General features: G+C 64.5%; 20 protein-coding genes. 10 read left to right on the forward strand and 10 right to left on the reverse strand.

Annotation, left to right across the window (positions count from 1 at the left end):
* Positions 1-346 precede the first annotated feature (346 nt).
* Complete coding sequence (locus tag AWB82_RS32740) at positions 347-1,399, forward strand: aldo/keto reductase (RefSeq protein WP_086973446.1); 1,053 nt, start codon at positions 347-349, stop codon at positions 1,397-1,399.
* 184 nt (positions 1,400-1,583) lie between these two features.
* A complete protein-coding gene (locus AWB82_RS32745) occupies positions 1,584-2,765 on the forward strand; it encodes a 4-hydroxybenzoate 3-monooxygenase (RefSeq protein WP_086973447.1) in 1,182 nt (393 codons plus the stop codon).
* A 90-nt stretch (positions 2,766-2,855) separates the two neighbouring features.
* On the opposite strand, the gene AWB82_RS32750 is transcribed toward AWB82_RS32745, so the two are convergent.
* On the reverse strand, positions 2,856-5,102 hold the full coding sequence (locus AWB82_RS32750) for an amylo-alpha-1,6-glucosidase (protein ID WP_086973448.1): 2,247 nt from the start codon (positions 5,100-5,102) through the stop codon (positions 2,856-2,858).
* A 178-nt stretch (positions 5,103-5,280) separates the two neighbouring features.
* Between AWB82_RS32750 and AWB82_RS32755 the strand changes: the two genes are divergently transcribed.
* A complete protein-coding gene (locus AWB82_RS32755) occupies positions 5,281-6,075 on the forward strand; it encodes a sulfite exporter TauE/SafE family protein (RefSeq protein WP_086973449.1) in 795 nt (264 codons plus the stop codon).
* A gap of 256 nt (positions 6,076-6,331) precedes the next feature.
* The gene (locus tag AWB82_RS32760) at positions 6,332-8,029 is read left to right on the forward strand and encodes an acid phosphatase (RefSeq protein WP_086973450.1); all 1,698 of its coding nucleotides are present in this window, start codon (positions 6,332-6,334) and stop codon (positions 8,027-8,029) included.
* A gap of 3 nt (positions 8,030-8,032) precedes the next feature.
* Here the strand turns inward: AWB82_RS32760 and AWB82_RS32765 are convergent, their stop codons facing one another.
* The gene (locus AWB82_RS32765) at positions 8,033-8,425 is read right to left on the reverse strand and encodes a RidA family protein (protein WP_086973451.1); all 393 of its coding nucleotides are present in this window, start codon (positions 8,423-8,425) and stop codon (positions 8,033-8,035) included.
* 152 nt (positions 8,426-8,577) lie between these two features.
* On the opposite strand from AWB82_RS32765, the gene AWB82_RS32770 reads away from it, so the two are divergent.
* Positions 8,578-9,474 carry an NAD-dependent epimerase/dehydratase family protein gene (locus AWB82_RS32770; RefSeq protein ID WP_086973452.1) on the forward strand — a complete coding sequence of 299 codons (897 nt, stop codon included), beginning with the start codon at positions 8,578-8,580 and terminating at the stop codon, positions 9,472-9,474.
* Between the two features lie 54 nt (positions 9,475-9,528).
* Here the strand turns inward: AWB82_RS32770 and AWB82_RS32775 are convergent, their stop codons facing one another.
* The 3 genes from AWB82_RS32775 to AWB82_RS32785 all read right to left on the reverse strand — a co-directional run bounded on the left by AWB82_RS32775 (position 9,529) and on the right by AWB82_RS32785 (position 14,840).
* Positions 9,529-10,638, reverse strand: a complete 1,110-nt coding sequence (locus tag AWB82_RS32775) for a malate/lactate/ureidoglycolate dehydrogenase (protein WP_086973453.1) — start codon at positions 10,636-10,638, stop codon at positions 9,529-9,531.
* 180 nt (positions 10,639-10,818) lie between these two features.
* The gene (locus AWB82_RS32780; RefSeq protein ID WP_086973454.1) at positions 10,819-12,288 is read right to left on the reverse strand and encodes a M20 family metallopeptidase; all 1,470 of its coding nucleotides are present in this window, start codon (positions 12,286-12,288) and stop codon (positions 10,819-10,821) included.
* Between the two features lie 98 nt (positions 12,289-12,386).
* Positions 12,387-14,840, reverse strand: a complete 2,454-nt coding sequence (locus tag AWB82_RS32785; protein WP_086973455.1) for a penicillin acylase family protein — start codon at positions 14,838-14,840, stop codon at positions 12,387-12,389.
* A gap of 139 nt (positions 14,841-14,979) precedes the next feature.
* Between AWB82_RS32785 and AWB82_RS32790 the strand changes: the two genes are divergently transcribed.
* On the forward strand, positions 14,980-15,165 hold the full coding sequence (locus AWB82_RS32790; protein WP_407643067.1) for an oxidoreductase-like domain-containing protein: 186 nt from the start codon (positions 14,980-14,982) through the stop codon (positions 15,163-15,165).
* Positions 15,166-15,265: 100 nt separating this feature from the next.
* A complete protein-coding gene (locus tag AWB82_RS32795) occupies positions 15,266-15,775 on the forward strand; it encodes a DUF1993 domain-containing protein (protein ID WP_086973457.1) in 510 nt (169 codons plus the stop codon).
* A gap of 92 nt (positions 15,776-15,867) precedes the next feature.
* Here the strand turns inward: AWB82_RS32795 and AWB82_RS32800 are convergent, their stop codons facing one another.
* Both AWB82_RS32800 and mprF read right to left on the reverse strand, forming a co-directional pair.
* The gene (locus AWB82_RS32800; protein WP_086973458.1) at positions 15,868-17,160 is read right to left on the reverse strand and encodes a virulence factor family protein; all 1,293 of its coding nucleotides are present in this window, start codon (positions 17,158-17,160) and stop codon (positions 15,868-15,870) included.
* Positions 17,157-19,751: a bifunctional lysylphosphatidylglycerol flippase/synthetase MprF gene (mprF, locus tag AWB82_RS32805; RefSeq protein ID WP_096031479.1), complete on the reverse strand. Its 2,595-nt coding sequence runs from the start codon at positions 19,749-19,751 to the stop codon at positions 17,157-17,159. Before mprF ends, AWB82_RS32800 begins: the two co-directional genes overlap by 4 nt.
* A gap of 20 nt (positions 19,752-19,771) precedes the next feature.
* On the opposite strand from mprF, the gene AWB82_RS38905 reads away from it, so the two are divergent.
* Positions 19,772-19,903, forward strand: a complete 132-nt coding sequence (locus tag AWB82_RS38905; protein ID WP_268811048.1) for a hypothetical protein — start codon at positions 19,772-19,774, stop codon at positions 19,901-19,903.
* 240 nt (positions 19,904-20,143) lie between these two features.
* Positions 20,144-20,500, forward strand: a complete 357-nt coding sequence (locus AWB82_RS32810; protein WP_086973459.1) for a hypothetical protein — start codon at positions 20,144-20,146, stop codon at positions 20,498-20,500.
* Positions 20,501-20,515: 15 nt separating this feature from the next.
* Here AWB82_RS32810 and AWB82_RS32815 read toward each other — a convergent pair whose 3' ends face one another.
* Entirely contained in the window at positions 20,516-21,049 is a 534-nt protein-coding gene (locus tag AWB82_RS32815; protein ID WP_086973460.1) for a hypothetical protein, read from the reverse strand.
* A 163-nt stretch (positions 21,050-21,212) separates the two neighbouring features.
* Positions 21,213-21,908: a response regulator transcription factor gene (locus tag AWB82_RS32820; RefSeq protein ID WP_086973461.1), complete on the reverse strand. Its 696-nt coding sequence runs from the start codon at positions 21,906-21,908 to the stop codon at positions 21,213-21,215.
* Between the two features lie 196 nt (positions 21,909-22,104).
* On the opposite strand from AWB82_RS32820, the gene AWB82_RS32825 reads away from it, so the two are divergent.
* Entirely contained in the window at positions 22,105-22,557 is a 453-nt protein-coding gene (locus AWB82_RS32825) for a response regulator (RefSeq protein WP_086973462.1), read from the forward strand.
* Between the two features lie 123 nt (positions 22,558-22,680).
* On the opposite strand, the gene AWB82_RS32830 is transcribed toward AWB82_RS32825, so the two are convergent.
* On the reverse strand, positions 22,681-23,625 hold the full coding sequence (locus AWB82_RS32830; RefSeq protein WP_235023531.1) for an aldose epimerase family protein: 945 nt from the start codon (positions 23,623-23,625) through the stop codon (positions 22,681-22,683).
* Position 23,626: the final 1 nt, after the last annotated feature.

Consider the following 23,626-nt stretch of genomic DNA (forward strand, 5'->3'; position numbering starts at 1 on the left):
GCGACGAGATCGAGGCGCGCCTGATCCAGCAACGGATCGGATGCGCCGTGTTGGTGCGCGTCCTTCGACTGGTCGTGACTGTCTTTTCCGGCGAAGCCGGGCGTGTCGTTCAGAGCCATGGCGTACGGGCGATTTCGGAAGGGAGGAGTCTGTCTAGCTTACTCGCGCGGGCGCGAGATTGCTCGCGAGCACCCCCGGCGTTTGCAGGAACAGGCAAGGATTGAACAGGATCAGGCTATGAGCCAGCCGCGCGCCGGGACGATACTGCATTGCCGGCGTGGATCGTTTCGTTTCGTTTTGCGAGACTCGTGCGATGCCGCGCCATTCCAGTCACTCGGGAGCAACCATGCGTTACAGGAAATTCGGCAACACCGGTCTTTTCGTCTCCGAACTCTGCTTGGGCACGATGACCTTCGGCGGCGGAACAGGCGGAATCTGGGACAACATCGGTCAGTTGCAACAGGCGGAGGCGGACAAGCTGATCGGCCGCTCGCTCGATGCGGGCATCAATTTTATTGATACCGCCGACGTCTACGCCGACGGCCGATCCGAAATCATCACGGGCCAGGCGCTTAAGAACCTCAAGGTGCCGCGCGAGAACGTGGTCGTCGCGACAAAAATCCTCGGCGAGACCGGGACGAAGGGCACGAACTCGCGCGGCGCGTCGCGCTACCACATCATCGATGGCGTAAAGGCGAGCCTGAAGCGGTTGCAACTCGATCACGTCGACCTGTACCAGATTCACGGCTTCGATCCGGCGACGCCGATCGAGGAAACGCTGCGCGCGCTCGACAATCTCGTGCAGCACGGGCACGTGCGCTATATCGGCGTGTCGAACTGGGCCGCGTGGCAAATCATGAAGGCGCTCGGCATTTCAGAACGTCTCGGGCTCGCGCGTTTCGAGTCGCTGCAGGCGTATTACACGATCGCTGGCCGTGATCTCGAACGCGAAATCGTGCCGCTGCTACAAAGCGAGAACGTCGGGCTGATGGTCTGGAGCCCGCTCGCGGGCGGACTGCTTTCGGGCAAGTACACACGCGAAGGCGGCAAGGAAGAAGGCAGCCGGCGCACCAAGTTCGATTTCCCGCCGGTCAACGTCGAGCGTGCATACGACTGCGTTGACGTGATGCGGCGCATGGCGGAATCCAAGGATGTGTCGGTCGCGCAGATCGCGCTCGCCTGGCTGCTGCATCAGAAGGTCGTGTCGAGCGTGATCATCGGCGCGAAACGCATCGAGCAACTCGACGACAACATCGCGGCGACGAAAGTCCGGCTCAACGAGGACGAACTCGCCGCGCTCGATGAGGTGAGCCAGTTGCCCGCCGAATATCCGGGCTGGATGCTTACGCGGCAGGGCGAGTATCGGCGTAATCAATTGAAGGAAGAGGCGGCGGAATAAGGCGACTCGGCGCGGGCGACGCCCGCGCCTCCTAGGGACTTACCCGTATTTCGACCGATTTTCCAGCGTTTTAGGCCCTTTATCTCAAAACCATATAGACCTTATCTTCCCTATCGCGTTGCGGCATAAGGCCGCTCTGCCGACACTGTACGCACAACATCACCACTACCTCATGGAGACAATCATGCGTACTCAAATCGGCATCGTCGGCGCGGGCCCGGCCGGGCTTCTTCTCTCTCATCTGCTTCATCTGCGCGGCATCGAATCGGTTGTGCTCGAAGCGCGCAACCAGAACGACATCGAATCGACGATTCGTGCCGGCGTGCTGGAGCAGGGCACGATGGACACGCTCAATCAGGCCGGTCTTGGCGCGCGCATGCAGGCCGAAGGAGCGGTGCATCACGGCTTCGAGCTTGCCTTCGAGGGCCAGCGCCGCCGTATCGCGCTGACCGAACTCACGGGCCACTCGATCACGGTCTACGCGCAGCACGAAGTCATCAAGGATCTGGTCGCGGCGCGACTCGCGGCAAACGGCGCGCTGAAGTTCAACGTGTCGAACGTGTCGCTGCACGATTTCCACGAAGGCAGCGATCGCAAGCCGCGCATCAAATATCAGCACGAAGGCCGCGACGAAGAACTCGAATGCGACTTCATCATCGGCTGCGACGGCTCCCAAGGCGTCTCGCGCCAATCGATTCCCGAAGCGGTCCGGCAGGACTATCAACGCATCTATCCGTTCGGCTGGTTCGGCATTCTGGTCGAAGCGCCGCCCTCTTCCGACGAGCTCATCTACGCGCGTCATGACCGCGGCTTCGCGCTCATCAGCACGCGCTCGCCGGGCGTGCAGCGCATGTACTTCCAGTGCGACCCGAAGGATTCGGTCGATGGCTGGTCCGACGATCGCATCTGGGCCGAGCTGCACGCGCGCGTCGATACCGCCGATGGCTGGCAGATCACCGAAGGCAAGATCTTCCAGAAGAACATCGTCGGGATGCGCAGCTTCGTGTCCACGCCGATGCAGTCGGGCAAGCTGTTCCTCGCCGGCGACGCGGCGCATATCGTGCCGCCGACCGGCGCGAAGGGCCTGAACCTGGCCGTCTCGGACGTGCGCGTGCTGCAGGCCGCGCTCCTCGACTTCTACAAGGAAGGCGCCACGGAGAAGCTCACGCGTTACACCGAGACGGCGCTCAAGCGCGTTTGGCGCGCTGAGCATTTCTCGTGGTGGATGACGCGCATGCTGCACAAGCTCGATGACACGTCGCCCTTCGAGCAGCGCCTGCAAGTGGCCGAACTCGAACACGTGACGACATCGCGCGCGGCCGCTACCGCGCTCGCCGAAAACTACGTCGGCAGCGTCGCGGTATAGGTGGGTTCAGACGCTTGATTCAGACGCTTGATTCAGACGCTTGATTCAGACGCACGGCGCTTTTCGACGCCGTGCGTCTTCGACATCACGTCACAGCACCGCCACGACCCGCACATCGCCTTCGACCGACGGAATCACTTGCCCGCCAACGCGCCGGAACGTGATCGTCGCGGTCTTGTCGCCGAGGCGCAGATCGCCGATTTCCAGCCAATCGATACCTTCGGGCAACTCCGGCCGGTCGATGCGTATTTCATCGTTGACGGCGTCGACGGTCACGCCGAGACACGCTTCCAGAATCATGAAAGGCGCGCCCGCCGCCCACGCCTGAGGCAGACAGGCGACCGGATAAGCGATCGGCCGTTCGCCACGCTGGCGCGTGAATCCGCAGAACAGCTCCGGTAGACGCATGTCGAACGTGACGGCCGCTTCGAACAGCGACTGCAGCAAACCTACGGCTGCGCCGCGATCGCCGTAACGGGCGAGGCCGCGCGCACACAGCGCCGTGTCGTGCGGCCATACGGAGCCGTTGTGATACGACATCGGATTGAAGCGCGGTTGCCCCGCCGCCAGGGTGCGCACGCCCCAGCCGGTGTGAAAGAGCGTTGATTCCAGCTGGCGAGCGACGGCCTCGCCGCGTTTGCGGTCGACGAGATCGAACGCGAGCAAATGCCCCGCATTCGACGAGAGCACGCGGCACAGTTCGCCCTTGCCGTCGAGCGCAATGCCGTAGAAATCCATCTCCGGCATCCAGAACATCTCCTCGACGCGCTCGCGAATATGATGCGCGCGCCGCTCGAACTCGCGCGCGCTGTCGTCTTCGCCGCGCTCGCGGGCGAGGCGCGCCATCGTGGAAAAGGCCGTCGACGCGTAGCCTTGTACTTCGACGAGCGAGATCGGGCCGACCGGAAATTTGCCGTCCGCGTGAAACACGGAATCCTGGCTGTCCTTCCAGCCCTGATTCGCGAGACCGTGCTCGGATGCGCGCTGGTAGTCGAGCAGTCCCTGCGGATTTTTGTCGCAATGGCGGGCGACCCATTGCGCCGCGAGTTGCAGCGCCGGCCAGATTTCGTCAATCAGCGCACGGTCGCCGGTGCGCTCGGCGTACGCGCCTGCCAGCACGATGAAGAGCGGCGTGCTGTCCACGCCGCCGTAGTACAGCGCGAACGGCACTTCGCCGGTTGCGGCCATCTCGCTCTTGCGCGTCTCGTGCATGATCTTGCCGACCTCGGCGTCGCGGAAAGCCGAATCCTCGCGAGCCTGATTCGCGGCGAGGAAGCGCAGCACGCCGCGCGCGAGGGTTGGCTGCAGCCAGAGCATTTGCAGCGATGTGATGATCGCGTCGCGGCCGAACGCCGTCGAGAACCACGGAATGCCCGCGTATGGATAAGGGCCGGTTTCGAGATCGGTGGTGAGCAACCCGAGATCGGCGAGCGAACGGTCGATCCATTCGCTGAAGAGCGGATTGCTCGAACGTATGCGCGCGCTCGCCCGGCGTCTATCGCGCATGCGGCGATGCGCCTCTACCAGCGCCTCGCGGATAGCCGGACGGCCCGATTCAGGCGCGCACTCGGCCGCTTCCGCAGCGTTGCGCTTGCTTTCCTCGCTGGCGTCCGAGAGCGCGTGCGTGACCGCCGTCACCGAGAGATACACCGAGATTGCCGTCTCCGACTGAATATGCAGGGCGTAGTCGGCGCGCGTCGGCGAAAGCACGTCCGGCGCGGGGGTGAACTGGATGCGCGCCGTGCGCTCCACTTCGTCCAGACCCACATAGCTCAGCACGACTTCGCCGTTCTCGACTACCGGCGGGCGCAACGCGCCGCGCTTGCCACGTTTCGCGCCGCGTACCTCGAACATGTCGAGAAAGTCCGCCTTGAAGGAGATCGAGAGCGGCACGGTGGACGGTTCCGTGCCGTAGTTCGTCAGCACGATGCTCTCGTGCAGCACATGCCCCGACAGCACGCGCTTGCGTTCGACGTGAATCACGCCTTCCGGCGTGTGCGCCCCGCCGATCGGCGGCAGCGGACGGTTGGTCAGATGCGCCGTGAAGACGGCGTTGTCGCTCGATACGCTGCCCGAAAGCAGCGACGGCGCGCGCCCGCCAAATGTCAGCACGAGTTCCGACAACACGCGCGTATCGTTGACGAAGAGCCCGTCGTCGCGACCGCGTATATCGCCGTTCGCATCGTAGACGGCGAACGTGTTGCCCGACTTCAGCACGAACTGCCGCTCGCTCGGTATGTTGGGGTGCTCGGTCGCGATGAACGCCTCGTCCGGCAGTTTCGCCTGCGACACCTGCACCTGCTGTTGCTGCTGTTGCTGCTGTTCCTGTGTATTCATTGCACCTTCCTGAAAGTAATCTGAAGGGTATTCGTGAGGCGTTCCGGACCGCGCTTCGAACTCCCGGCATGTTGCATTTGCCCGGTCGAGGGTTGCTTTCATGCAGCGGGTGCGCCGCTTACCCGCTATCATCGACGGTTTTTCGACCCACCCAAGCCTGACGGGTTCTCCGCGCGCAATGTCATTTCCGCATATCGACTTACTTTATTCTGCCTCAGGACTCGCGGTGGGTTTCCTGGTTGGCCTGACAGGCGTGGGCGGCGGTTCCCTGATGACCCCGCTGCTCGTCCTCCTGTTCGGCATTCACCCCGCAACCGCCGTGGGCACCGATCTGCTTTACGCCGCCGCCACCAAGACGGCCGGCACGCTCGTGCATGGCATCAAGGGCTCGGTCGACTGGCGCATTACCGGCCGCCTCGCGGCAGGCAGCGTGCCGGCGGCGGCCATCACACTATATTTCCTGCATGAACACGGTATTACGTCGCCGGGCACCGCGCGGCTCATCCAACTGATACTCGGCACGGCGCTCCTCATCACCGCCGTTTCGCTGATCTTCAGGCCGCAACTCGCGCGCTTCGCGTACAAGAAGGGACATGGCCGCCCCGAACATCCGGCGCGCACCGCCGCCTGGACGGTTCTCACCGGCGCTATTCTCGGCACGCTGGTTTCGATCACGTCCGTGGGCGCGGGCGCAATCGGCGTGACCGTGCTGCTTTTGCTGTATCCGCGTCTCGCGACGGTGCGCATCGTCGGGTCAGACGTGGCTCACGCGGTGCCGCTCACCCTGATTGCCGGCGCGGGTCACTGGATGCTCGGCTCAGTGGACTGGACGTTGCTCGCCTCGCTCCTCGTGGGATCGATTCCGGGTATCGCAATTGGCAGCATGCTGTCTTCCAAGGCGCCGGAAGCCCTGCTGCGCCACGTGCTCGCCGCGACGCTCGTTCTCGTCGGAGCAAAACTCGTGTTCAGTTGATGTTAGTCACGCTCCTTCGCGCTTTCCAGTCGGCCAAAAGACATAGGCCGTTTCGCACAATGTTCCTGTTTTTCGCCTATGCCGTTCGGCCGGGTTTCATGCAACGTGCCGATGCGGCATCATCCCCACTCAGTTGAGCCGCAAGCAGCATAGCGGTCCAATTCAGGGCGCCGGGTAACGGGCGCGTCATCTTTCGGTGTCGATAATGCGGGGCGCGTCGTCGGGCGTGTGCCGCGTGTTCACGAGGAGTCGGGCGATGAATGAAAACGACCATCCGCAGCATGAGCTTCCTTCCAGCATCGATACGCCAGCAGAAGACGCGCCCGCGGACCCCGCGCGGCGGCGGCTTCTTGCGGCTGGCGTAGGTCTCGCGGGGCTCTCGCTCGGCGGGTGCAATCTGTTCGAAAGCAAGCCGTCTACCCCGAAAACCGCGGCCGATATCGCGCTCGACCGCACGCTCGCCGCGAAGGTGCAGCACATCGTCGTGATTTACGCGGAGAACCGCAGCTTCACCAATCTGTACGGCAACTATCCGGGCGTGCAATACCCGCTTTCGGCCGTGCCCGCATCGCAATACACGCAGCTCGATCGCGACGGCGTCACGCCCATGCCCGCGCTACCGAAAATCTGGGGCGGGCTCGTGCCGCAGGCTCAGGAAGTCGACGGCAAGCGTTATGCGATCACCGAGCAGCAAATCGCCGATCTGCGCAACGCGCCCTTCCAGATCGCGGATGCGCACGGTGCGCCGCTGCCCAATTCCGTTATCACGCGGGATCTCGTGCATCGCTTCTATCAGAACCAGATGCAGATTAACGCCGGACGCAACAACCAATTCGCGGCGTGGGGCGATTCGGGCGGACTCGTGATGGGTCACTACCGGAATTCGCCGGAAACGCTGAAGTTGTGGGGGCTGGCGCAGCAATACACGCTCTGCGACAACTTCTTCATGTCGGCGTTTGGCGGCTCCTGGCTGAACCATATCTTCCTGATCTCCGCGCAGGCGCCCTTCTATCCGGATGTGAAGGGCAGTCCGTTGGCGAAGTTGCTCGCGGTCGTCGAAGGAGACGATCCTCTCGGTTCGCGTCTGAAGCTGGCTCCGGATTCGCCGAAATCCGCGCTCGAAGGCCCGCCGAAGTTCGTGCGCGACGGCGCGCTCACCGCGGACGGCTACGCCGTCAACACCATGTTTCCGCCGTATCAGCCGAGCAACGTGCCGCCTCCGCAAGGCGGCGATCCGCGCTATGCGGATCGTTCGAACGCGCTGGTGTTGCCGCCCCAGACCTACGCGACCATTGGCGACCGCCTGTCGGACAAGAACGTCGACTGGGCGTGGTACAGCGGCGCGTGGCAATACGCGCTGGAGCATAGGGACACCGGCGCGGTGCCGGATTTCCAATATCACCATCAACCGTTCAATTATTTCGCCAACTTTGCGCCGGGCAGCGCGGCACGCGCCCAGCATCTGCGCGATGCGGGCCTGGGCAACGATCCGTCGACGAACAAGCTGCTGGCGGACATCGACGCGGGCCGCCTTCCGGCCGTCACCTTCTACAAGCCACAGGGCAATCTCAACATGCACGCGGGCTATGCGGATGTGGCTTCGGGCGACCGGCATATCTCGAACGTCATCGAGCATCTCCAGCACGGGCCGCACTGGGACAACACGGTGGTGATCGTCACGGTCGATGAAAACGGCGGATGGTGGGATCACGTCTCGCCGCCGAAGGGCGATCGCTGGGGGCCCGGCTCGCGCATTCCGGCACTGGTGATTTCGCCGTTTGCGAAGAAAGGCTACGTCGATCACACCGTGTATGACACGAACTCGATCTTGCGTTTCATCTCGCGCGTGCACGATCTCGCACCGCTCGATGGCGTGGCGGCGCGGGACCGCGCGTTCGTCGCAAGCGGTCAGGCGCCGCTTGGCGATCTGACCCGATCGCTCGATCTCGCGTAACGGCTAGGCGCGTTCGATCCACGCTCGCGCGGAAATCTCCAGCAAATAGCCGTAGTGCAGCGCGCCGACGGGTACGACGGCGCGCGCCGGTTTCCACGAGCCGAAGTGACGCGCGTAGATCTCGTTGAACGCCTTCCAATGCTCGACGCCGACGAGATATGCCGTCACCTCGATGCAGTCGACGAGGCTCGCTCCCGCTGCTTCGAGCACGGTACGCAGATTGGAAAGCGTCTGTTCGGCCTGCTCTTCGAACGGCAGGTCGCCGGTATGCGTGCCGTCCGGGCGGATCGGCAACTGGCCGGACACGCAGACGAGATTGCCGGCACGCGTCGCGTGGCTATAGTGACCGGCCGGAATCGGCAGGCCGGGCGCGTTGATGAGTTCGATCGGTGGCATCGTCGGTCGGGTTGAGTTGAGTTGAGTTGAGTTGAGGACGTCGGATTATTGATTCCGAGTCAAGGTTCATTTGAGACTATCACCGTTTTTGCGAAAGTCGAAGCGGCTCATACTGTGCCCACTGCAGTCTGAACACTCAACGGAGCAAGAACATGAATATCTTCATCACGGGCGCGGGCGGCTTCATCGGTGGATCGATCGCGGCGGGACTCGCGCGGGACGGACATCGCGTGCGCGGCCTCATCCGCCGGGCGGAGCAGTCGGACGAGCTGAAACGCCTGAACATCGAACCGGTGATCGGCAGCCTGGACGACACGGCCCTGCTCGTCGCAGAGGCGCGCGCCGCCGACGCGGTCATCAACGCGGCGAGCAGCGATCATCGCGGCGCGGTCGAGGCGCTGATCGGAGCGCTGGAAGGCACGAACAAACCGTTGCTGCATACGAGCGGATCGAGCATCGTGGGCGACGCTTCGGGCGGCGAGGCGTCGGAGAAAATCTACACCGAAGACGACCTGCCCGAACCGACGCCCGACAAGGCGCCGCGCGTGGCGATCGACAATCTCGTGCTCGACGCCGCCAACCGTGGCGTGCGCTCGGCCGTGCTCTGCAACACGCTGATCTACGGCCACGGTGCGGTGCGGGAAACCGCGAGCGTGCAGTTGCCGCGTCTGGAGCGTCAGGCGCGCAAAAGCGGCATCGTGCGCCACGTGGGGCGCGGCTTGAACATCTGGTCGAACGTGCATATCGACGATGTCGTGGGCATCTATCGACTCGCGCTCGAAAAATCGCCGGCCGGCACGTTCTACTTCGTCGAAAGCGGCGAGGCGCAGTTCCGCGACATGACAGCCGCGATGGCGAAGACGCTCGATTTGCGCGGACCGGAAGACTGGCCGCTCGAAGAAGCGATCAAGGAATGGGGCTACGAAATGGCGTCGTACGGTCTCGGCTCGAACAGCCGCGTGCGCAGCAAGCGCACGCGAGAGATTCTCGGCTGGCAGCCCAAGCGCACGTCCGTGATCGAATGGATCGAGAAGGATCTGCTCGTCTAGCGCGGCTGCGCGGCAAAGTGGCTTGACCAATTTGCCGCGCTTGCAGTCGTGGAATTACAGCAGCGCGCCCGCGAACTTCTCGATTTCCGCTTCCGGCATGCCCGACTTCGTCGCCGAATCGCGAATCTGCTGCCACGTCGTCGGATCGATCGCGATGCCATTCGCGGTGCGTTCCGCGCGACGCGCTTCTTCCGGCTCGCCCGGCGCGTGGATCGCATCGACGCCTTCCGCGCGCGGCGAAGCCTTCATCCATTCGAGGAACGCCTCGGCTTCCGCTTGCGCCGCGGGCGCGTCGAACGCGTTCGGGTCGACGATCACCGAGGTCATGCAGTTGATGATCGCGCTCGACTTCTCCAGCGTTTCTTCGTGCGTCGTGTAGCCGCCCGAAAGCGCCCCGCCGAAAATCTCGCACAGCGCGGCCAGGCCCGAACCCTTGTGCAGTCCGAACGCGGTGAGCGAGCCGAACGGTTCCTCGTGCATCACTTTCGGCTCGATGGTGGGCTTGCCTTCGTGATCGAGCAGCATGCCCGGCGCAACCTTCACGCCCTTGTTGTAGGCGACGCGCGTCTTGCCATACGCGATGCCCGCGGTCGCGAAGTCGAGCACGAGCGGGCTCTTGCCGTCGCGCGGATAAGCCGCGCAGAAGGGGTTCGTGCCGAAGCGCCGGTCGATTCCGCCGAAGGGCGCGACGAGCGGATCGCCCGCCACGTTCACGAAGTGGAACGACACCAGTCCAGCTTTCGCGCACTGTTCCGCCCAGTGGCCGATACGCCCGATGTGATGCGCGTTGCGCAAACCGACCGCGCATACGCCGAGCTTTTTCGCACGCTCGATGCCGTGCTCCATCGCCTCGTAAGCGACCACCTGACCGAAGCCCATGCGGCCGTCGACGGTCAACACCGCGCCTGCGTCGCGCACGATTTCGGCATGCGTGTTGAGTTTCAACTGCCCTTCGCCGAGCGACGCGACGTAGCGCGGGATCATGCCGACGCCGTGCGAATCGTGGCCCGACAGATTTGACATCACGAGATGATCCGCGACCAGTTCCGCCTCGCGCGGCGCGCTGCCGGCGGATTCCCAGATTGCGCGAACGTAGGCGTGCAGCGTGTCTGCGGCGATGCGCCGTTCAGTGGCGGAAGGGGTGGACGTGGGGGATGCATTCATTGCGACACTCGTCTCCGTAGTTGATGGCTAGCGCGTTCGGTTTTTTCAGATGCGCGCGGGCCTATCACTTTACAGACGATCAACTGGCCTTACCAGTTTGTTTTTTCAAAATCGCTGAAAACGGCCGAAAAAAAGCCCGGACGAACCGGGCTTCCAGAGCAAAGAGCGACCGCCCGACGTTCACGGCGCCGCTGCAATCACCTCGGCGACCGATGCCGTCAGCTTCTTCGCATACGGCACATGCAGGAATTCGTTCGGACCGTGCGCATTCGATTTCGGACCGAGCACGCCGCACACCATGAATTGCGAGCGTGGAAAGCCTTCCTTGAGCGTATTCATCAGCGGAATCGTGCCGCCCTGCCCGATATACGCGACGTCCTTGCCGAAATGCCGTTTCGATGCTTCGTTCAGCGAGGAACTCAGCCAGGGCGCTATGTCCGGTGCATTCCAGCCCGTCGCCGCGCCCGCTTCGGGCTTGAACGTCACTTTGGCGTTGTACGGCGGGTCGTTTTCGAGCAGCCGCTGCAACTGGACCACCGCCCTAGCCGCGTCGACGAGCGGCGGCAAGCGCAAAGAAAGTTTGAACGCCGTGCGCGGCGCGAGCACATTGCCCGCGTCCGCGAGCGGCGGCAGGCCGGACGCGCCCGTCACCGTGAGCGACGGACGCCACGTCGAATTCAGCAGCGCTTCGCGCGGATCGGTCGTGGTGGGCAAAACGCTGCCGCCGTCGGCGCCGCACGCCCACGGCAACTTCTTCCAGACATCGTCGCCGAGAATGCGCGCCGTCATTTCGGCTTCGCGCCGGCGCGGTATCGGCGTCGGGCAGTGGAAACCGTCCGGCAGCAGATTGCCGGTCTTCGAGTCTTCGAGACGCTCGATGAGATGCCGCAAGATACGGAACGCCGACGGCGCAATGCCGCCGTAGCCGCCCGAGTGGATGCCCTCGTCGAGCACCTGTACTTCGAGATCGCCCGCGACGAGGCCGCGCAGGGAGGTCGTGAGCCAGAGCTGATCGTAATTGCCGGCGCCGGAATCGAGGCAGATCACGAGGCCGACATCGCCGAGCCGGTCGCGCAGCGCATCGATGTACGGCAAGAGGTCGTAGCTGCCCGATTCCTCGCACGTCTCGATGATGCCCACGCAGCGCGGTCGCTCGACGCCCTGCGCATCCAGCGCCGCGAGCGCGGTGATGCTGGCGTAAGTGGCGTAGCCGTCGTCGGCGCCGCCGCGACCGTAGAGCTTGCCGTCTTCGAGCTTGGGCGTCCACGGGCCGAGGTCGCTGCGCCAGCCTTCGAATTCCGGCTGCTTGTCCAGATGGCCGTAAAGCACGACCGTTTCAGTGCTGCCCGACCGCGTGGCCGGCGCTTCGAAGAAAATGACCGGCGTGCGCTCGGGCAGGCGCACGATTTCGACCTTGAGACCTTTGACCGGCTGCGTCCTGATCCAGTCGACCGCACCCGTGACGACGCGATCAATGAAGCCGTGGCGCGCCCAGTCGCTGTCGAACATCGGGCTTTTTGCGGGCACGGCGATGTAGTCGGTCAGTGCAGGCACGATCTCGTCGTTCCATTTGCGATCCACGAATTCGCGCAGCGCGGCGGAATCGAGCCGTACTGCTTCTTCGTGATGCGAGCTGTCGCCGATAGTCATGACCGTGTATCCATTCGAGGCAAACTTCCATGATAGACGGGATTTGCGTTCGGCTCGACCGCCGCCGCGCCGCGCATGCACGCTCTCCGCGATTTTCTTCAGCGTCCCGGCGCGCCTTCGCGCGTGCCGGACACCTCGGTCCGCGTGAGCGCAGGATCGGAATCGATCGCCTGTTCGGTAAAGGGAAAGCGCGCCCAGCGTTTCGCCGCGAACGCGCGCGTCGCGTCGCCCGAGTGCGGCGATGCCGGATCGTCGGACTCGGAGTGCGACAGCATCGTGTCGGCTTCCACGCCGTTCTCGCCGAAGGTGACGACCTGAACGTAGCTATCGCCCTGGCCGCTGATGTCCATTGGATAGCCCCTCGAATCGAGCGGACGTCGCGCGCAGACGATCGTGAAATAGCCCGCTTCGTCGCAGCCGCCGAAGAGCGGCACGCGCGCGCCGTTGCGCGTCGTGTAGAGAATGTCGCCGCGCCGCGAATCGAGCGCGAAGCCGTTCAACTTCAGCGCGAGCGCCGCGCCGCCCAACGCCTGACGCAAGTCCTGAACGACGGCGGGATTGCCGACGTTGAAGCCGTCCGGTGTCGCGAGCGGCTTGTTTGGATCGAAGCCGGACTCGTACAGGCGCTCCGGCGCGATATGCATCGCGCGCACCCAGAACTCGTCCCACAGATTCGCGCCGCGCGCGTCGGTATCCGCCGTGCCGTTCCAGTTGCGCAGCACCTGGCAGGCTTCGCGCAGCGGACCGACCGCTTCGTTGACCGTGCACACCGCGTCGAGCAGCGGCATGCGGAACAGCCGCTCGGACATCGAGTTCGTCTCCAGCACCGCCGCTTCGAGCGCCTCGCGCGTCACGCCGCCGCGTTCACGCTGCAGGCGCGCGGCGAGCAGATGGCCGTAGCGCGTGCGCAGCGACTGCTCGACGCGCGTCGCGCCCGCCACACGTGGATAACCCGTCATCGGAACGTTCGCGTTGGTGAGCCAGTAACTGTCGTTGAAATTGCCGACGTAATCGCCGCGCACCATGTTCGGCAACTGCTCGACGGGCAGCGCGCCCGGCTGCACGCTCGCCGGATCGACGCGCCACGCGCACGCGCTTTTCGAGCCGTCGAGGAAGGGCACGCCTGGCGCGCGGGCCGCGAACGCCCGGCCGGCGGGCGTCGTACACGATTGCGCGAGCGCGTCGGGCACATTCGGGATCGGACCGATGTCGGCGAACCAGACACGGTCGTCGCCGCGTCCGATCGCGAAGGTGTTGACCCACGGCATGCCGGCGTAGCGCTTCTGGATCGCCATGAAGTCGACGAGCGAACGCGCCCGATTCCATTCGAGGAAGTTCTGAAAGGCGCGCGTGTTGTCGATGTTCACGTCGGCGATCGCGTAGGCGCGTTGCGCGTTCCAGCCGAGGCCTTGCGCCATCGCCGACAGATCGACGACCGGCCCGAAGCGCGTCCTGTACAGCGTGCGCGACACGGATTCGTAGGTGCCATCGGCGCGACGCGAGCGCACCGTGAGCGGCACGGGCGTCATCGCTTCGCTCTGGCCATCGACGAGATAGCGCGTCGGATCGGCGGGATCGAGCGTCAACTGAAAGATGCCGAAGCGCCGCGCGCTCGACACGGTATGCGTCCACGCGATGTTCTCGTTGAAGCCGAGCACGATCAGCGGCACGCCGAGGAACGACACGCCCGCAACGTTCACCTGCCCGGGAATCGTCAGTTGCGCCTGATAAAAGCGGTCGGGGCCGCGCCAGAACCAGTGCGGATTGCCGAACAGGATGCTGCGTTTGTCGCGCGTAATCGGCGCACCGAACGCGAGCGCATTGCTGCCGATGCCCGGATTCTCGCCGATGGCAAACCGCAACGATTCGAGCGTGGATTGCGTGGCTTGCGTGCTGTCGCCGCGCGGCGCGGACTCGGCCGCTTTCGGAGGACGCGCCATCGCGATCGGCGTCACGAAGCGCGCCGAACCGCCCGCGAGATTGGCCGCGATCAGCCGAAGGTAAATATCGTCGGCGCTGATCTTCTCCACCCACGGCTTGCCCCGGCACGCCGAATGAGCGTCCGGGAAACCGCCGGCGTTCAGGTCGGCGAGATAGCGGTCATAGCCATTCGCGAAACCATCGATCAGATTGCGCAGTTCGGGCGATTGCGCCGCGCGGTAACGCTCGACGGCCGCCTGATCGCCGATCAGACGAAAGAAGAAATCGGCGTCGATGTTGCGCGGCTGGCCGAAGGTCGCCGCCGACGGCGGACGCGCATCCGGGCCGAAGTAAGCCGAGCGCTCGCCGCGATACGTGACGAAGCCATCGGCGAGCGTGCAGAGATTGTCCTGTGCCTGCGCATAGCCGAAACCAAAGCCGAGGCCGCCCCAATCGGCCGCCCGGATGTGCGCAATGCCGTCCTGCGTGCGGCGGATTTCAGCGCGCCAGGCGGACTGCGCGCCGGAATCCGTCCGGCTCGCCCCGTCCGACGTTTCCGCCGGCGCGACGCAGCCGCTCAGCAAAGCGCTCGCGAGCGCGCCGGAGATCGCAAGGCTTACGATCTGATTCATCGCATGAGTCCCTCGGTCCGATCGACGTGACGACGGCGCATCACCGCCCCGCGCGCAGTATCGCATTGCGCGTGAGGCGATCCACCGCCAAAGTCTAGTCGCTCGCGTCCGCCCGTCGAAGCCGATGCACAATGAAACGATGAACGATCCATCCCGCTCCATCGACGATCCTCGTCCGACGCCGCCCGAGCGTCCGCTGCCGGAAGAGTGCTGCCAGAGCGGCTGCAATCCGTGCATCTTCGATCTGTACAGGCAAGCGCTGGAGCGCTACGAGGATGAATTAAACGCGTGGGAAGCGCGGCAGGCGGCGTCGTCCGGTTCGTGAGTCAGGGGTCATGCCGGCCGATTCGAGCGGGCAACCGTGCGCGGCGCTATGCTTGTCTCCCCTGCCGCTGTCAAACCCAAAACTCAAGGAGCGCAATCCCATGTCCCTCACGATGTATCGCGCATCGATTCCCGTCTTTATCCGCGGACTCGAAGTGTGCGCGGATTTGCTGAACAAAGGCGCCGCCTTCGCCGATGAAAAAGGCCTCGCTCACGCCGACGTGATCAACGCGCGCCTCGCGCCCGACATGCTGCCGCTCGGGGCGCAGATCCAGCGCGCGAGCGATACGGCGAAACTGTCGGCGGCGCGTCTTGCAAACGTCGAAGCGCCGCGCTTCGAGGACGACGAGGACAGTTTTCCGGCGTTGCAGGCGCGCATCGAGAAGACGATCGCGTTTCTGAAGAGCATCGACAAGGCTTCGTTCGCCGGCTGCGAAACGCGCACGGTCACGCTGAAGTTTCCAGACTTCTCGCCGTCGTTCTCGGGCGACGATTATCTGTTCGGCTTCGGGCTGCCGAACTTCTACTTCCACGTCGTCACGACGCACGACATCCTGCGCCACCTCGGCGCGCCCATCGGCAAGCGGGATTTCCTCGGTCCGCTCAAATGAGCCCGGGTTTCCCGATCAGGTCGTAGTCCGGGCCGCGCACGCAGACGGAACGAACGCAACGGTTCGAACCGTCATGCGGCGGCGCGAAACGATCATCCCTGCCGCGCCGCGATCTGCTTGCGCCAGCCCGCGAGAATCCGCCGGGCGAGCGCATCGTAGTCGCCGCCAAAGTGATGATCGCCGGGCAGTTTAACCACGTCGATACCCGTGTTCGTCAAGGCGGGGCAAAGCGTGTCTTCTTCCTTTTCGCCGTAGATGCATTGCACCATCGACGGCGGCAGCTTGTTGAGTTCCGGCCGCACCTTCAGCGCCTTCTCGCTCGCCTTCATTCCGAGCCAGCCCGTCACGCGGATCTGAAAATCCGCCTCGGGCGAAAAACCCATCAGCGAAATGTACGACACCTGCGCGCGCGCCTCCTCCGGCAGACGGTTGTACGCGAACGGCATCACGTCCGCGCCGAACGAATAGCCGACGAGCGCGACGTGACTCGTATGCCAGCGCGCGTTGTACGTGCGGATGATCCGGGCGAGGTCGTTCGCCGTTTGCTGCGGCGTCTTCTCGCTCCAGAAGTAGCGCAGCGAGTCGATGCCGATCACCGACACGCCATCGCGCTGCAGCGCAAGCGCCATCGTCTTGTCGAGATCGCGCCAGCCGCCGTCGCCGGAAATGACGATGGCGAGCAGGTCGGTCGGTTGCGCGGCGCGCAGTTCGATCAACGGGAGATCGGAGACGTCGCTCTCGGTCAAAGGCTCGGGCTTCTTCAGATGCGGCGCCGTCATCGCGACGAGCGCGTCGGCCTTGGTGCGCTCCGGCTGCAGCACGCCGCGCTCCAGGAAACCGGGCAGGCCCTTCGCGTGGATGATGGTCGAGTCAGGCGGGCACGGACGGAAGCGCGCGTCGAGCTGCGCATCGGCCGAAAGCGACACCGCGCCAGCGACGGTGTTATCGGGCGCCTGCTTCAGCGAGCTCTCCGCGAGAATCCCGCCCTGCCCCGTGCCGACGAGAATCGGCGAAAAATAGTGATTCGACTGCACGGTGCGTTCGAGCTGATGGCTCATGTTCTCCGCATCGCCGACGAGGTTGTGGCAGGACTTCTCGGTCTTGTCGGCGGCGACGCGCGCGGCATAGCGCGGCGTGTCGACGCCGATGACCATCGCGCCCTTGGCGGCGAGCGCATCGGCCGCTTGCTGATCGGCCAGGGTCCAGCCGCTCTTCTCGGAGAACAGCACGACGAAGCCGGTCATGTCGCCCGTGGGCTTCGTGAGCTTGACCTGACCGTAACGTCCGCCCGAGATGGACTCGTCGGCATGAGCCATACCGGTCGCGGATACACCGCAGACGGCGGCCACCACGAGCGCCACCGCTTTCTTGCAAAGGAATTTCATGAACGCCAGCCGCCCGCGAGGAGCGAAAGATCCGCCAAGGTGAAAAATACGCCGACCGAACCGGACGCCGCCAGATAGCGCGGCTCCCAGCGCGGCTGGAACTTGCTTTTGAATCCGCGCAAACCGCGGAAGTTGTAGAAACGGCCACCGAAACGCCACACCAGTCCGGCCATCCGATGCCAGGGCGATGCGAGCGGCGTCGGCTCCATGCCCGACAGCGGCGCGATGCCGAGCGAGAGCGACTTGAACCCCGCTTCCTTCAGATGCAGCGCGAGCTTGGTGAAGAGATATTCCATCGCGTAGGGCGACGCGGCCGTAACGTGGCGCATCACGCCGACGGTCGCTTCCGTGTTCATGTCGGTCGTCATGAAGGTGACGAACGCGATCGGCTCGCCCTGCTGGCGCACGAGCAGCACCGACTGCGCCGCGAGGTATTCCTCGTTGAACGCCGCGACCGAGAAGCTCTTCTCGCGCGCGGAGCGGCTGTCGAGCCAGTCGTCGGAGATGGCCCGCAAAGTCGGCATGCTTTCGGCAATGCGCGCCGGTCCGATGACTTCGGTATCGAGGCCGTCGCGCTCGCCGCGTTTGAGCGCATAGCGCAAATTCGAGCGATGCGAGCCCTTCAGATCGAAGTCGGACAACACGACATGCGCTTCCTCGCCGAGCTTCATCAGCGTGAGACCGGCGTCGAGATAGAGCGGCAGCGCATCGGCGCGCACCTGATAGAACGCCGCGCGGCCGTTGTGCGCGTGCGCCAGCTCGACAAACTTGCGGATCAGTTCGGCCCATTCGCGGCGCGGACCGACCGGATCGTGCAGCGCGGCCCACGTGCGGCCATGTTTCGCGTACATCAGAAAAGCTTCGCGCGACTCGGAGAAGAGGAAGCTCTTGTCGCCCATCATCGCGAGTCCGGCGTCGCTGCGTTCCTGCGCGCGCAGAATGCGTCCGGCATCGGCGAGATCCTGCGGCGCGGGCTTCACGAAGCGGCCCGCCGCCGGGCGCAGCAGTTGCCACACCGCGAACGCCGCCGCGAATACCGCCGCGGCAAGCGTCGCGCGCAGCGCACGCGGGGCGCGCTCGTCGAACGCGTACTGCCACCAGAGATCGCCGCTGTAGGGCACATCGCGGAAGGCGAAGAACATGATCCACACGGCGAGCGCCATCACGACGCCGATCGAAATGAGCCACGTCGCGGTGAAGCGCTCGGCAAAGAGCGACGAACGGCGGTTGAACCGCTCGCGCGTCAGGACGAGCAGCACGACGAGGAACGCGAGCACGCCCGCTTCGACGAACGCGAGCCCCTTCGCGAGCGACAGCGCGAGGTTCGTCACCGCGAGCATCAGCGCGAGCCACCAGGCGGCGTCGAGCCGGCGCATCAGGCCGCGCGCGACGAACAGCAGCAGCACGCCGAACACCGAGCCGAGCAGTTGCGAGCTTTCCAGCACCCACAGCGGAACGACAGTCTGCAAGAGCGCGATGCGCATCTTGAACGCGGGCGTCGCGCCCGAGATGACGAGCATCGAGCCCGCCGCGAAGGTGACGATCGACAGGAACAGCGGCGCCAGTTGAGAAACGCGCGCCGGGCTCAGGAAATTGAAGCGGCCTTTCAGCGCACGGCCTTCGAACGCGGCCATCACGCCGGCCGAAAGGATCAGCGGCAAGCCGAAATAGATCGCGCGATACGCCAGCAGCGCGGCGAGGACATCCGGCGTATCCACGCTGCCGCCGAGCGCGAACACCATCGCCGCCTCGAACACGCCGACGCCGCCCGGCGTATGACCGATCATGCCGAGCAGCATCGCGGCCGAGAAAACCGTCATGAATTCGCCGAAGCCGACATGCGGGTTCGGCAACAGCGCCCAGAGCGCGAGCCCGGCGCCGAACACGTCGACGACCGCGAGCGCGGTCTGTGCGACGAAATCGCGACGTGCCGGCACGGTGAACGAAAGCCATGTCCAGCGCGAGCGCAGCGTGCGCGGCTCGCGGCCGCAGACGATCACCATCGCCGCGAACACGGCGAAAAGCGCGGCGCCGGTTGCGCGCAACGCGGCCGGCGGCAGATGCATCATGCCCGAGAGCGATTGCGCGCCGAACAGCATGCCGGCGGCGGCCATGAACGCGAGTGACAGCGCAAGCGTGACGCTCGTGAAGATCGTCAGGCGCCCGACCTGCGCCGGCGTGACGTCGGCCGCACCGTACACGCGGCAGCGCACGGCGCCGCCCGTCAGCGCGCCGAAACCCGTCACGTTGCCGAGCGCCGAGCCGACCGTCGCGCCGACCCACAGCAACGAGCGCGGCATCGCGACGCCAATGTGACGCAACCCCACCGCGTCACGCCCGACGAGCGCGGCGAAGCTGATCGCGGTGGCGAAAAGCGCGGCGACCCACGCTTGCGGGGTCGTCACGCGCAGCGAATGTATGACCGACTTGTAGTCGACCGAGCGCGAAAGATGCTGGAATACCACGAGCAGCAGCACGCAGATGACGACCGTGAGTACGGGCGCGGCAAACCGCTGAAGATCGACACCGCCGGACGAACATCCGATCGGGGAAATGGCGCGAAGCCGGGCGAGCAACTTTGTGCGAGACATGCGTTCCATCAAACTGGCTCATGCTGCCGATCGTCAGCAATTCGACGAAGGCAACAGTACATAACGATTATCGGGACCCGCGCAGCATGCGCGACCGGAGCGCCAGTTCGGCTTCCGCCGCCGCGCGCCATACAAATGGCTTCAACACGTGAAACGCCTATATAACGGCGGTGGTTGACCCGACTTGACGAATATTGGGAAAACTACGGATCGAAAGCCTGGATTCAGATCCGGTGCGGATTTCCGGGCGGTAAAAAGGTGCGAACGAGCGATCGCATGCGATTTACGGATTGTCAGGAAAACGGTTAGGATCGACGGCCGAGAAGTCTGCCAACGTCGAAGAAGCACGGACGGTAGCCTAGGCGGACACTACAGAAAAAGGTATCGGAACTATGACAAAAACCACAGCCATCTTGCTTGCCGCCATCGGCGCGACCGCCCTGAGCGCTTGTGTTTCGACCGACGACGCCCTGCTCAAGACGGTGCCGTTCGGGTCCGGCACGTCCCAATACAAGCCGTACGACTTCGTCCGGTGCGTCAAGGAGAAATGGAAGCCCATCGCGCCGCGCGTGCGCGAGTACTCGCCGAGTTCGGATACGCTGGCCGTTTCGGTGCCCAGCGGCGGCGTGACGAGCCAGTCGGTGGTGCTCGTTATCGCGCAGGCGTCGGCGAATGGAACCGGCTACACGATTTACGGCGATGTCGCGGGCGCAAGCCGCTATGACGCCGCGACGCACACTTGCGATTGATCCCCGCTTTCGCGATCAGGAAGGCTTGCCGTTGCGCATGTCGACGCCGGCGAGATGCGTTCCGACCACGCGCCCGATCAGATAACCGTCCGATGCGCACGCATTGACGCGCTCCTTGCCGTCCCACTGGATCTTGTATTGATCGTCCAGGGAATGGACGGCCGATGCGTCGAACCTGCGCTTCGCCTTGCCGCCGTTGCGCACTTCCTCGCTGACGAGGCGGTTCCAGGTGAGCGCATAGCCGTAGCGCACGCCGTCGGCAAATGCGTTGTCGTCGCAGACTTGCGACGGCGGCGTCGTCTTGAGCAACATATGGTAGCCGTTCGCGCTGCCGACCATGATGCGCCGTTCGCCGGGCGGTCCCGCGGGTGCCTTAACAGCCGACTGAGCCGCCTGAGCCGCCTGAGCCGCTTGCGTGGCCGATGCCGCCGACGCCGCCGCGGCTGCGTCGGCGTCGCTCTGCTGCGGAAGCGGCGCGCATGCGCCGAGAAGCAGCGCCGCAGTCACCGTGAATGCCGTGCCGGCGCCTTGCATTTTCGTGAACGTCATCCTGCAAATCACCTACGCTGACCCCATCTCAAATTTAGTCCGGGCTCTACCTTACCATTCCCGGGAAAATTCCTCGGAACGATCCGAAAAAGGCAGCGCAGATGCAACGACGCGAGCGCCCTTTCGGTGCGCCCGCGTCCAAAATGAAAGATGAATCGCGTATTCAGGACGCCGACGAGGTGTTGCTCATTGGCATTTCGATCCCGCGCCGGGCCATTTCGACGATCAGAAACGTTCGTCGCGTGACGTGAAAACGCGCGAGCAGATCGCTCGAATACTCCTTGGCAGTGTTTTCGCTGATGTTCATCTTGCGCGCGATCGCCTTGTTCGACAGCCCCTGCAGCAGATAACGCAGCGTCTCGGTGAGGCGCGGCGGCAGATCGAGCGATTCGACCGTCACGCCCGCATGCGGCGAAACCGGCTTCGGACTGTGGCCGCCCTTGCCGAGCACCGTGTTCGGCAAGTAGACGCGCCCGTTCAGAATCGTCTTCAGCGCCTCGCGAAACACGCCCGCGCCCTGCTCGCTGCCCTTCGAGATGAACCCGCACGCGCCGTTCTTGATGCATTCGAGCACGGTGTCGCGGTCGTCTTGCGCCGAGAGCATGATGGTCTGGACTTCGCGCTCTTGCTCGCGGATCCAGTTGAGCAGATCCATGCCGGTATCCTGGCCGCGCAAGTGGTAGTCGAGAAACATCAGATCGTAGGTATTGGCGGAAAGCTTGGCTTTCGCCTGCTCGAATCCATCGGCTTCGTCGATTTCGAGCAAAGGCTCGTTCGCCAGGATCAGATTTTTCATCGCGCTCCTGGTGAGCCCTTCGTCCTCTACTAGCAACACAGTTTTGAAATAGCCATTTTCCATTGCGACGCTCCGAGAACGGTTCCGATATTACGCGCGCCTTGTCCGACTTCCACCCCTCCTTTCGCAGGGATACATTCGGCAGTCTCCCAAAATCCCGCGCGTTCCCCTCCCGCGCCGGGTTTAGCGATCGGCACGTTCGGCCGACACTGGTCGCAGTCGAATCGCCACGTAACCCGATACGAAATTGGAGGATGAGATGTCAAGCCGACTGGCCGCCAGCGAAAGCGAGTTCGCGTTGTGGCGTATCAAGCGGGCTCGCGCCGGAGACGCATCGCGCCGCGTGCTGATAGCCCACAAGGACAAGTCGATCGGCGATTCGCTCGCCGTGCAACTTCGGCTCAAAGGCTTGCAGGTCATCCTTTCGCAGGATCTGAAATCCGTGCGGGCGCTGGTCAATAACTGGCACCCTCATGCGCTGCTGCTCGATACGAGTCTCGACAGCGAATCCGGCTACGTGTTTCTGCGCACGCTGCGCATGGACGCCGACGTGACCGGCCGCCTGCTCGTCGCGATGAGCAACGTGTGGCCCGCCGATCCGGTGCAAACGCTGAAGGAAGCCGGTTTCGACGCCCATTGCCGCCGGCCTTGCGCGACGTGGCGCATCGTCGATCTCGTCGAATCGTATTTTTCGATGCCGCTCACGCGCTGATACGCACACTGGAAGGAGGCGCCGCCATGAACAGGGATGCTTGTCTCGTCGTCGGGAGTCGGCTGCCGGCGAATGCGTCGCGCGTTCCCGCCGTTCGCGGGCGCGCCTGCGTGGAAGCGCGCGTCAGGCGGCGGCGCCGTCGCGCCGGTCCGGGTTCGCGTCGGCTGCCATCGCGAGCGACGCCGCTATTTCACTACCTGGCTCGATGACGGCGACGCCGGTTCCGGACAAACCCCGCGCCGCGAGGTTGAAGCCGTCGCTCACGTGCGAGACCGGTTCGACGCACAGATAACCCGCTCCCGCCGGACAATGCACGACGACGTGGCCGAGCGCGTCGCCCGCGGTCAGTTCGAGCGTGCGGCCGTTTGCGTAGCGCAGCGTCGCGCGGCCGTCCCAGCCGCCCAGATAACGCGTGTAGCCTTCCGGTTCGCGTTCGTGCCGATGCGCGGGCCGCTCGGCCGTCGGCTCGATCGCGATTTCCGCTTCGTGACGCCAGGGCGTCGTCGCATGGACTTCGGCTTCCTGCGCGCAAAAATAAGGATGAAACCCGAGGCCGACCGGCATCGGGCTCGACGACCGGTTGGCGACGCGCATCGACAGCCGCGCACCCTCCGTGTTCGCCTCGATCAGTTGCACGGCCTCGAATGCCCACGGCCAGCCGTGCTCGCCCTCGCCGTGCACGTAGCGCAGCACGACGCAATCCGCTTCCTGAAGCTCGACGCTCCAAGCCGCGAACTGGCCGAAGCCGTGCAACGCGTGCGTCATGCCGGGAAACGTCGCGAGTTCGACGATGGAACCGTCCGGCGCGGGAAAACGCGCATCGCGCACGCGATTCGAAAACGGCACGAGCGGATAGCTGCCGCCTTTCGGCCACGCATCGCACGGCCAGTTTGCGAGCGTTATCGGCGCGAGCCAGTCGTGCAATCCGCGCGCGTCTTGTGTGGCGAAGCGGGTGATGCGCCCGCCCGCCAGCGGCGCGATTTCGACGACATGCGGCCCGCTCGAAATGCTCAGGCGCGGCTCGGCGTTCAACTCTGCGACTTCACGGAATTTCGTCACTTTCGGCACG

The organism is Caballeronia glebae (assembly GCF_001545035.1).
Taxonomy (GTDB): domain Bacteria; phylum Pseudomonadota; class Gammaproteobacteria; order Burkholderiales; family Burkholderiaceae; genus Caballeronia; species Caballeronia glebae.

Bases quoted from the DNA above. Each gene is read 5' to 3' on its own strand.
- AWB82_RS32790 (WP_407643067.1), top strand. From the start codon at position 14,980: ATGAACGATCCATCCCGCTCCATCGACGATCCTCGTCCGACGCCGCCC.
- AWB82_RS32825 (WP_086973462.1), top strand. From the start codon at position 22,105: ATGTCAAGCCGACTGGCCGCCAGCGAAAGCGAGTTCGCGTTGTGGCGT.
- AWB82_RS32815 (WP_086973460.1), bottom strand. From the start codon at position 21,049: ATGACGTTCACGAAAATGCAAGGCGCCGGCACGGCATTCACGGTGACT.
- AWB82_RS32760 (WP_086973450.1), top strand. From the start codon at position 6,332: ATGAATGAAAACGACCATCCGCAGCATGAGCTTCCTTCCAGCATCGAT.
- mprF (WP_096031479.1), bottom strand. From the start codon at position 19,751: ATGTCTCGCACAAAGTTGCTCGCCCGGCTTCGCGCCATTTCCCCGATC.
- AWB82_RS32745 (WP_086973447.1), top strand. From the start codon at position 1,584: ATGCGTACTCAAATCGGCATCGTCGGCGCGGGCCCGGCCGGGCTTCTT.
- AWB82_RS32755 (WP_086973449.1), top strand. From the start codon at position 5,281: ATGTCATTTCCGCATATCGACTTACTTTATTCTGCCTCAGGACTCGCG.
- AWB82_RS32775 (WP_086973453.1), bottom strand. From the start codon at position 10,638: ATGAATGCATCCCCCACGTCCACCCCTTCCGCCACTGAACGGCGCATC.
- AWB82_RS32785 (WP_086973455.1), bottom strand. From the start codon at position 14,840: ATGAATCAGATCGTAAGCCTTGCGATCTCCGGCGCGCTCGCGAGCGCT.
- AWB82_RS32810 (WP_086973459.1), top strand. From the start codon at position 20,144: ATGACAAAAACCACAGCCATCTTGCTTGCCGCCATCGGCGCGACCGCC.
- AWB82_RS32770 (WP_086973452.1), top strand. From the start codon at position 8,578: ATGAATATCTTCATCACGGGCGCGGGCGGCTTCATCGGTGGATCGATC.
- AWB82_RS38905 (WP_268811048.1), top strand. From the start codon at position 19,772: ATGCTGCCGATCGTCAGCAATTCGACGAAGGCAACAGTACATAACGAT.
- AWB82_RS32780 (WP_086973454.1), bottom strand. From the start codon at position 12,288: ATGACTATCGGCGACAGCTCGCATCACGAAGAAGCAGTACGGCTCGAT.
- AWB82_RS32800 (WP_086973458.1), bottom strand. From the start codon at position 17,160: ATGAAATTCCTTTGCAAGAAAGCGGTGGCGCTCGTGGTGGCCGCCGTC.
- AWB82_RS32740 (WP_086973446.1), top strand. From the start codon at position 347: ATGCGTTACAGGAAATTCGGCAACACCGGTCTTTTCGTCTCCGAACTC.
- AWB82_RS32765 (WP_086973451.1), bottom strand. From the start codon at position 8,425: ATGCCACCGATCGAACTCATCAACGCGCCCGGCCTGCCGATTCCGGCC.
- AWB82_RS32795 (WP_086973457.1), top strand. From the start codon at position 15,266: ATGTCCCTCACGATGTATCGCGCATCGATTCCCGTCTTTATCCGCGGA.
- AWB82_RS32750 (WP_086973448.1), bottom strand. From the start codon at position 5,102: ATGAATACACAGGAACAGCAGCAACAGCAGCAACAGCAGGTGCAGGTG.
- AWB82_RS32820 (WP_086973461.1), bottom strand. From the start codon at position 21,908: ATGGAAAATGGCTATTTCAAAACTGTGTTGCTAGTAGAGGACGAAGGG.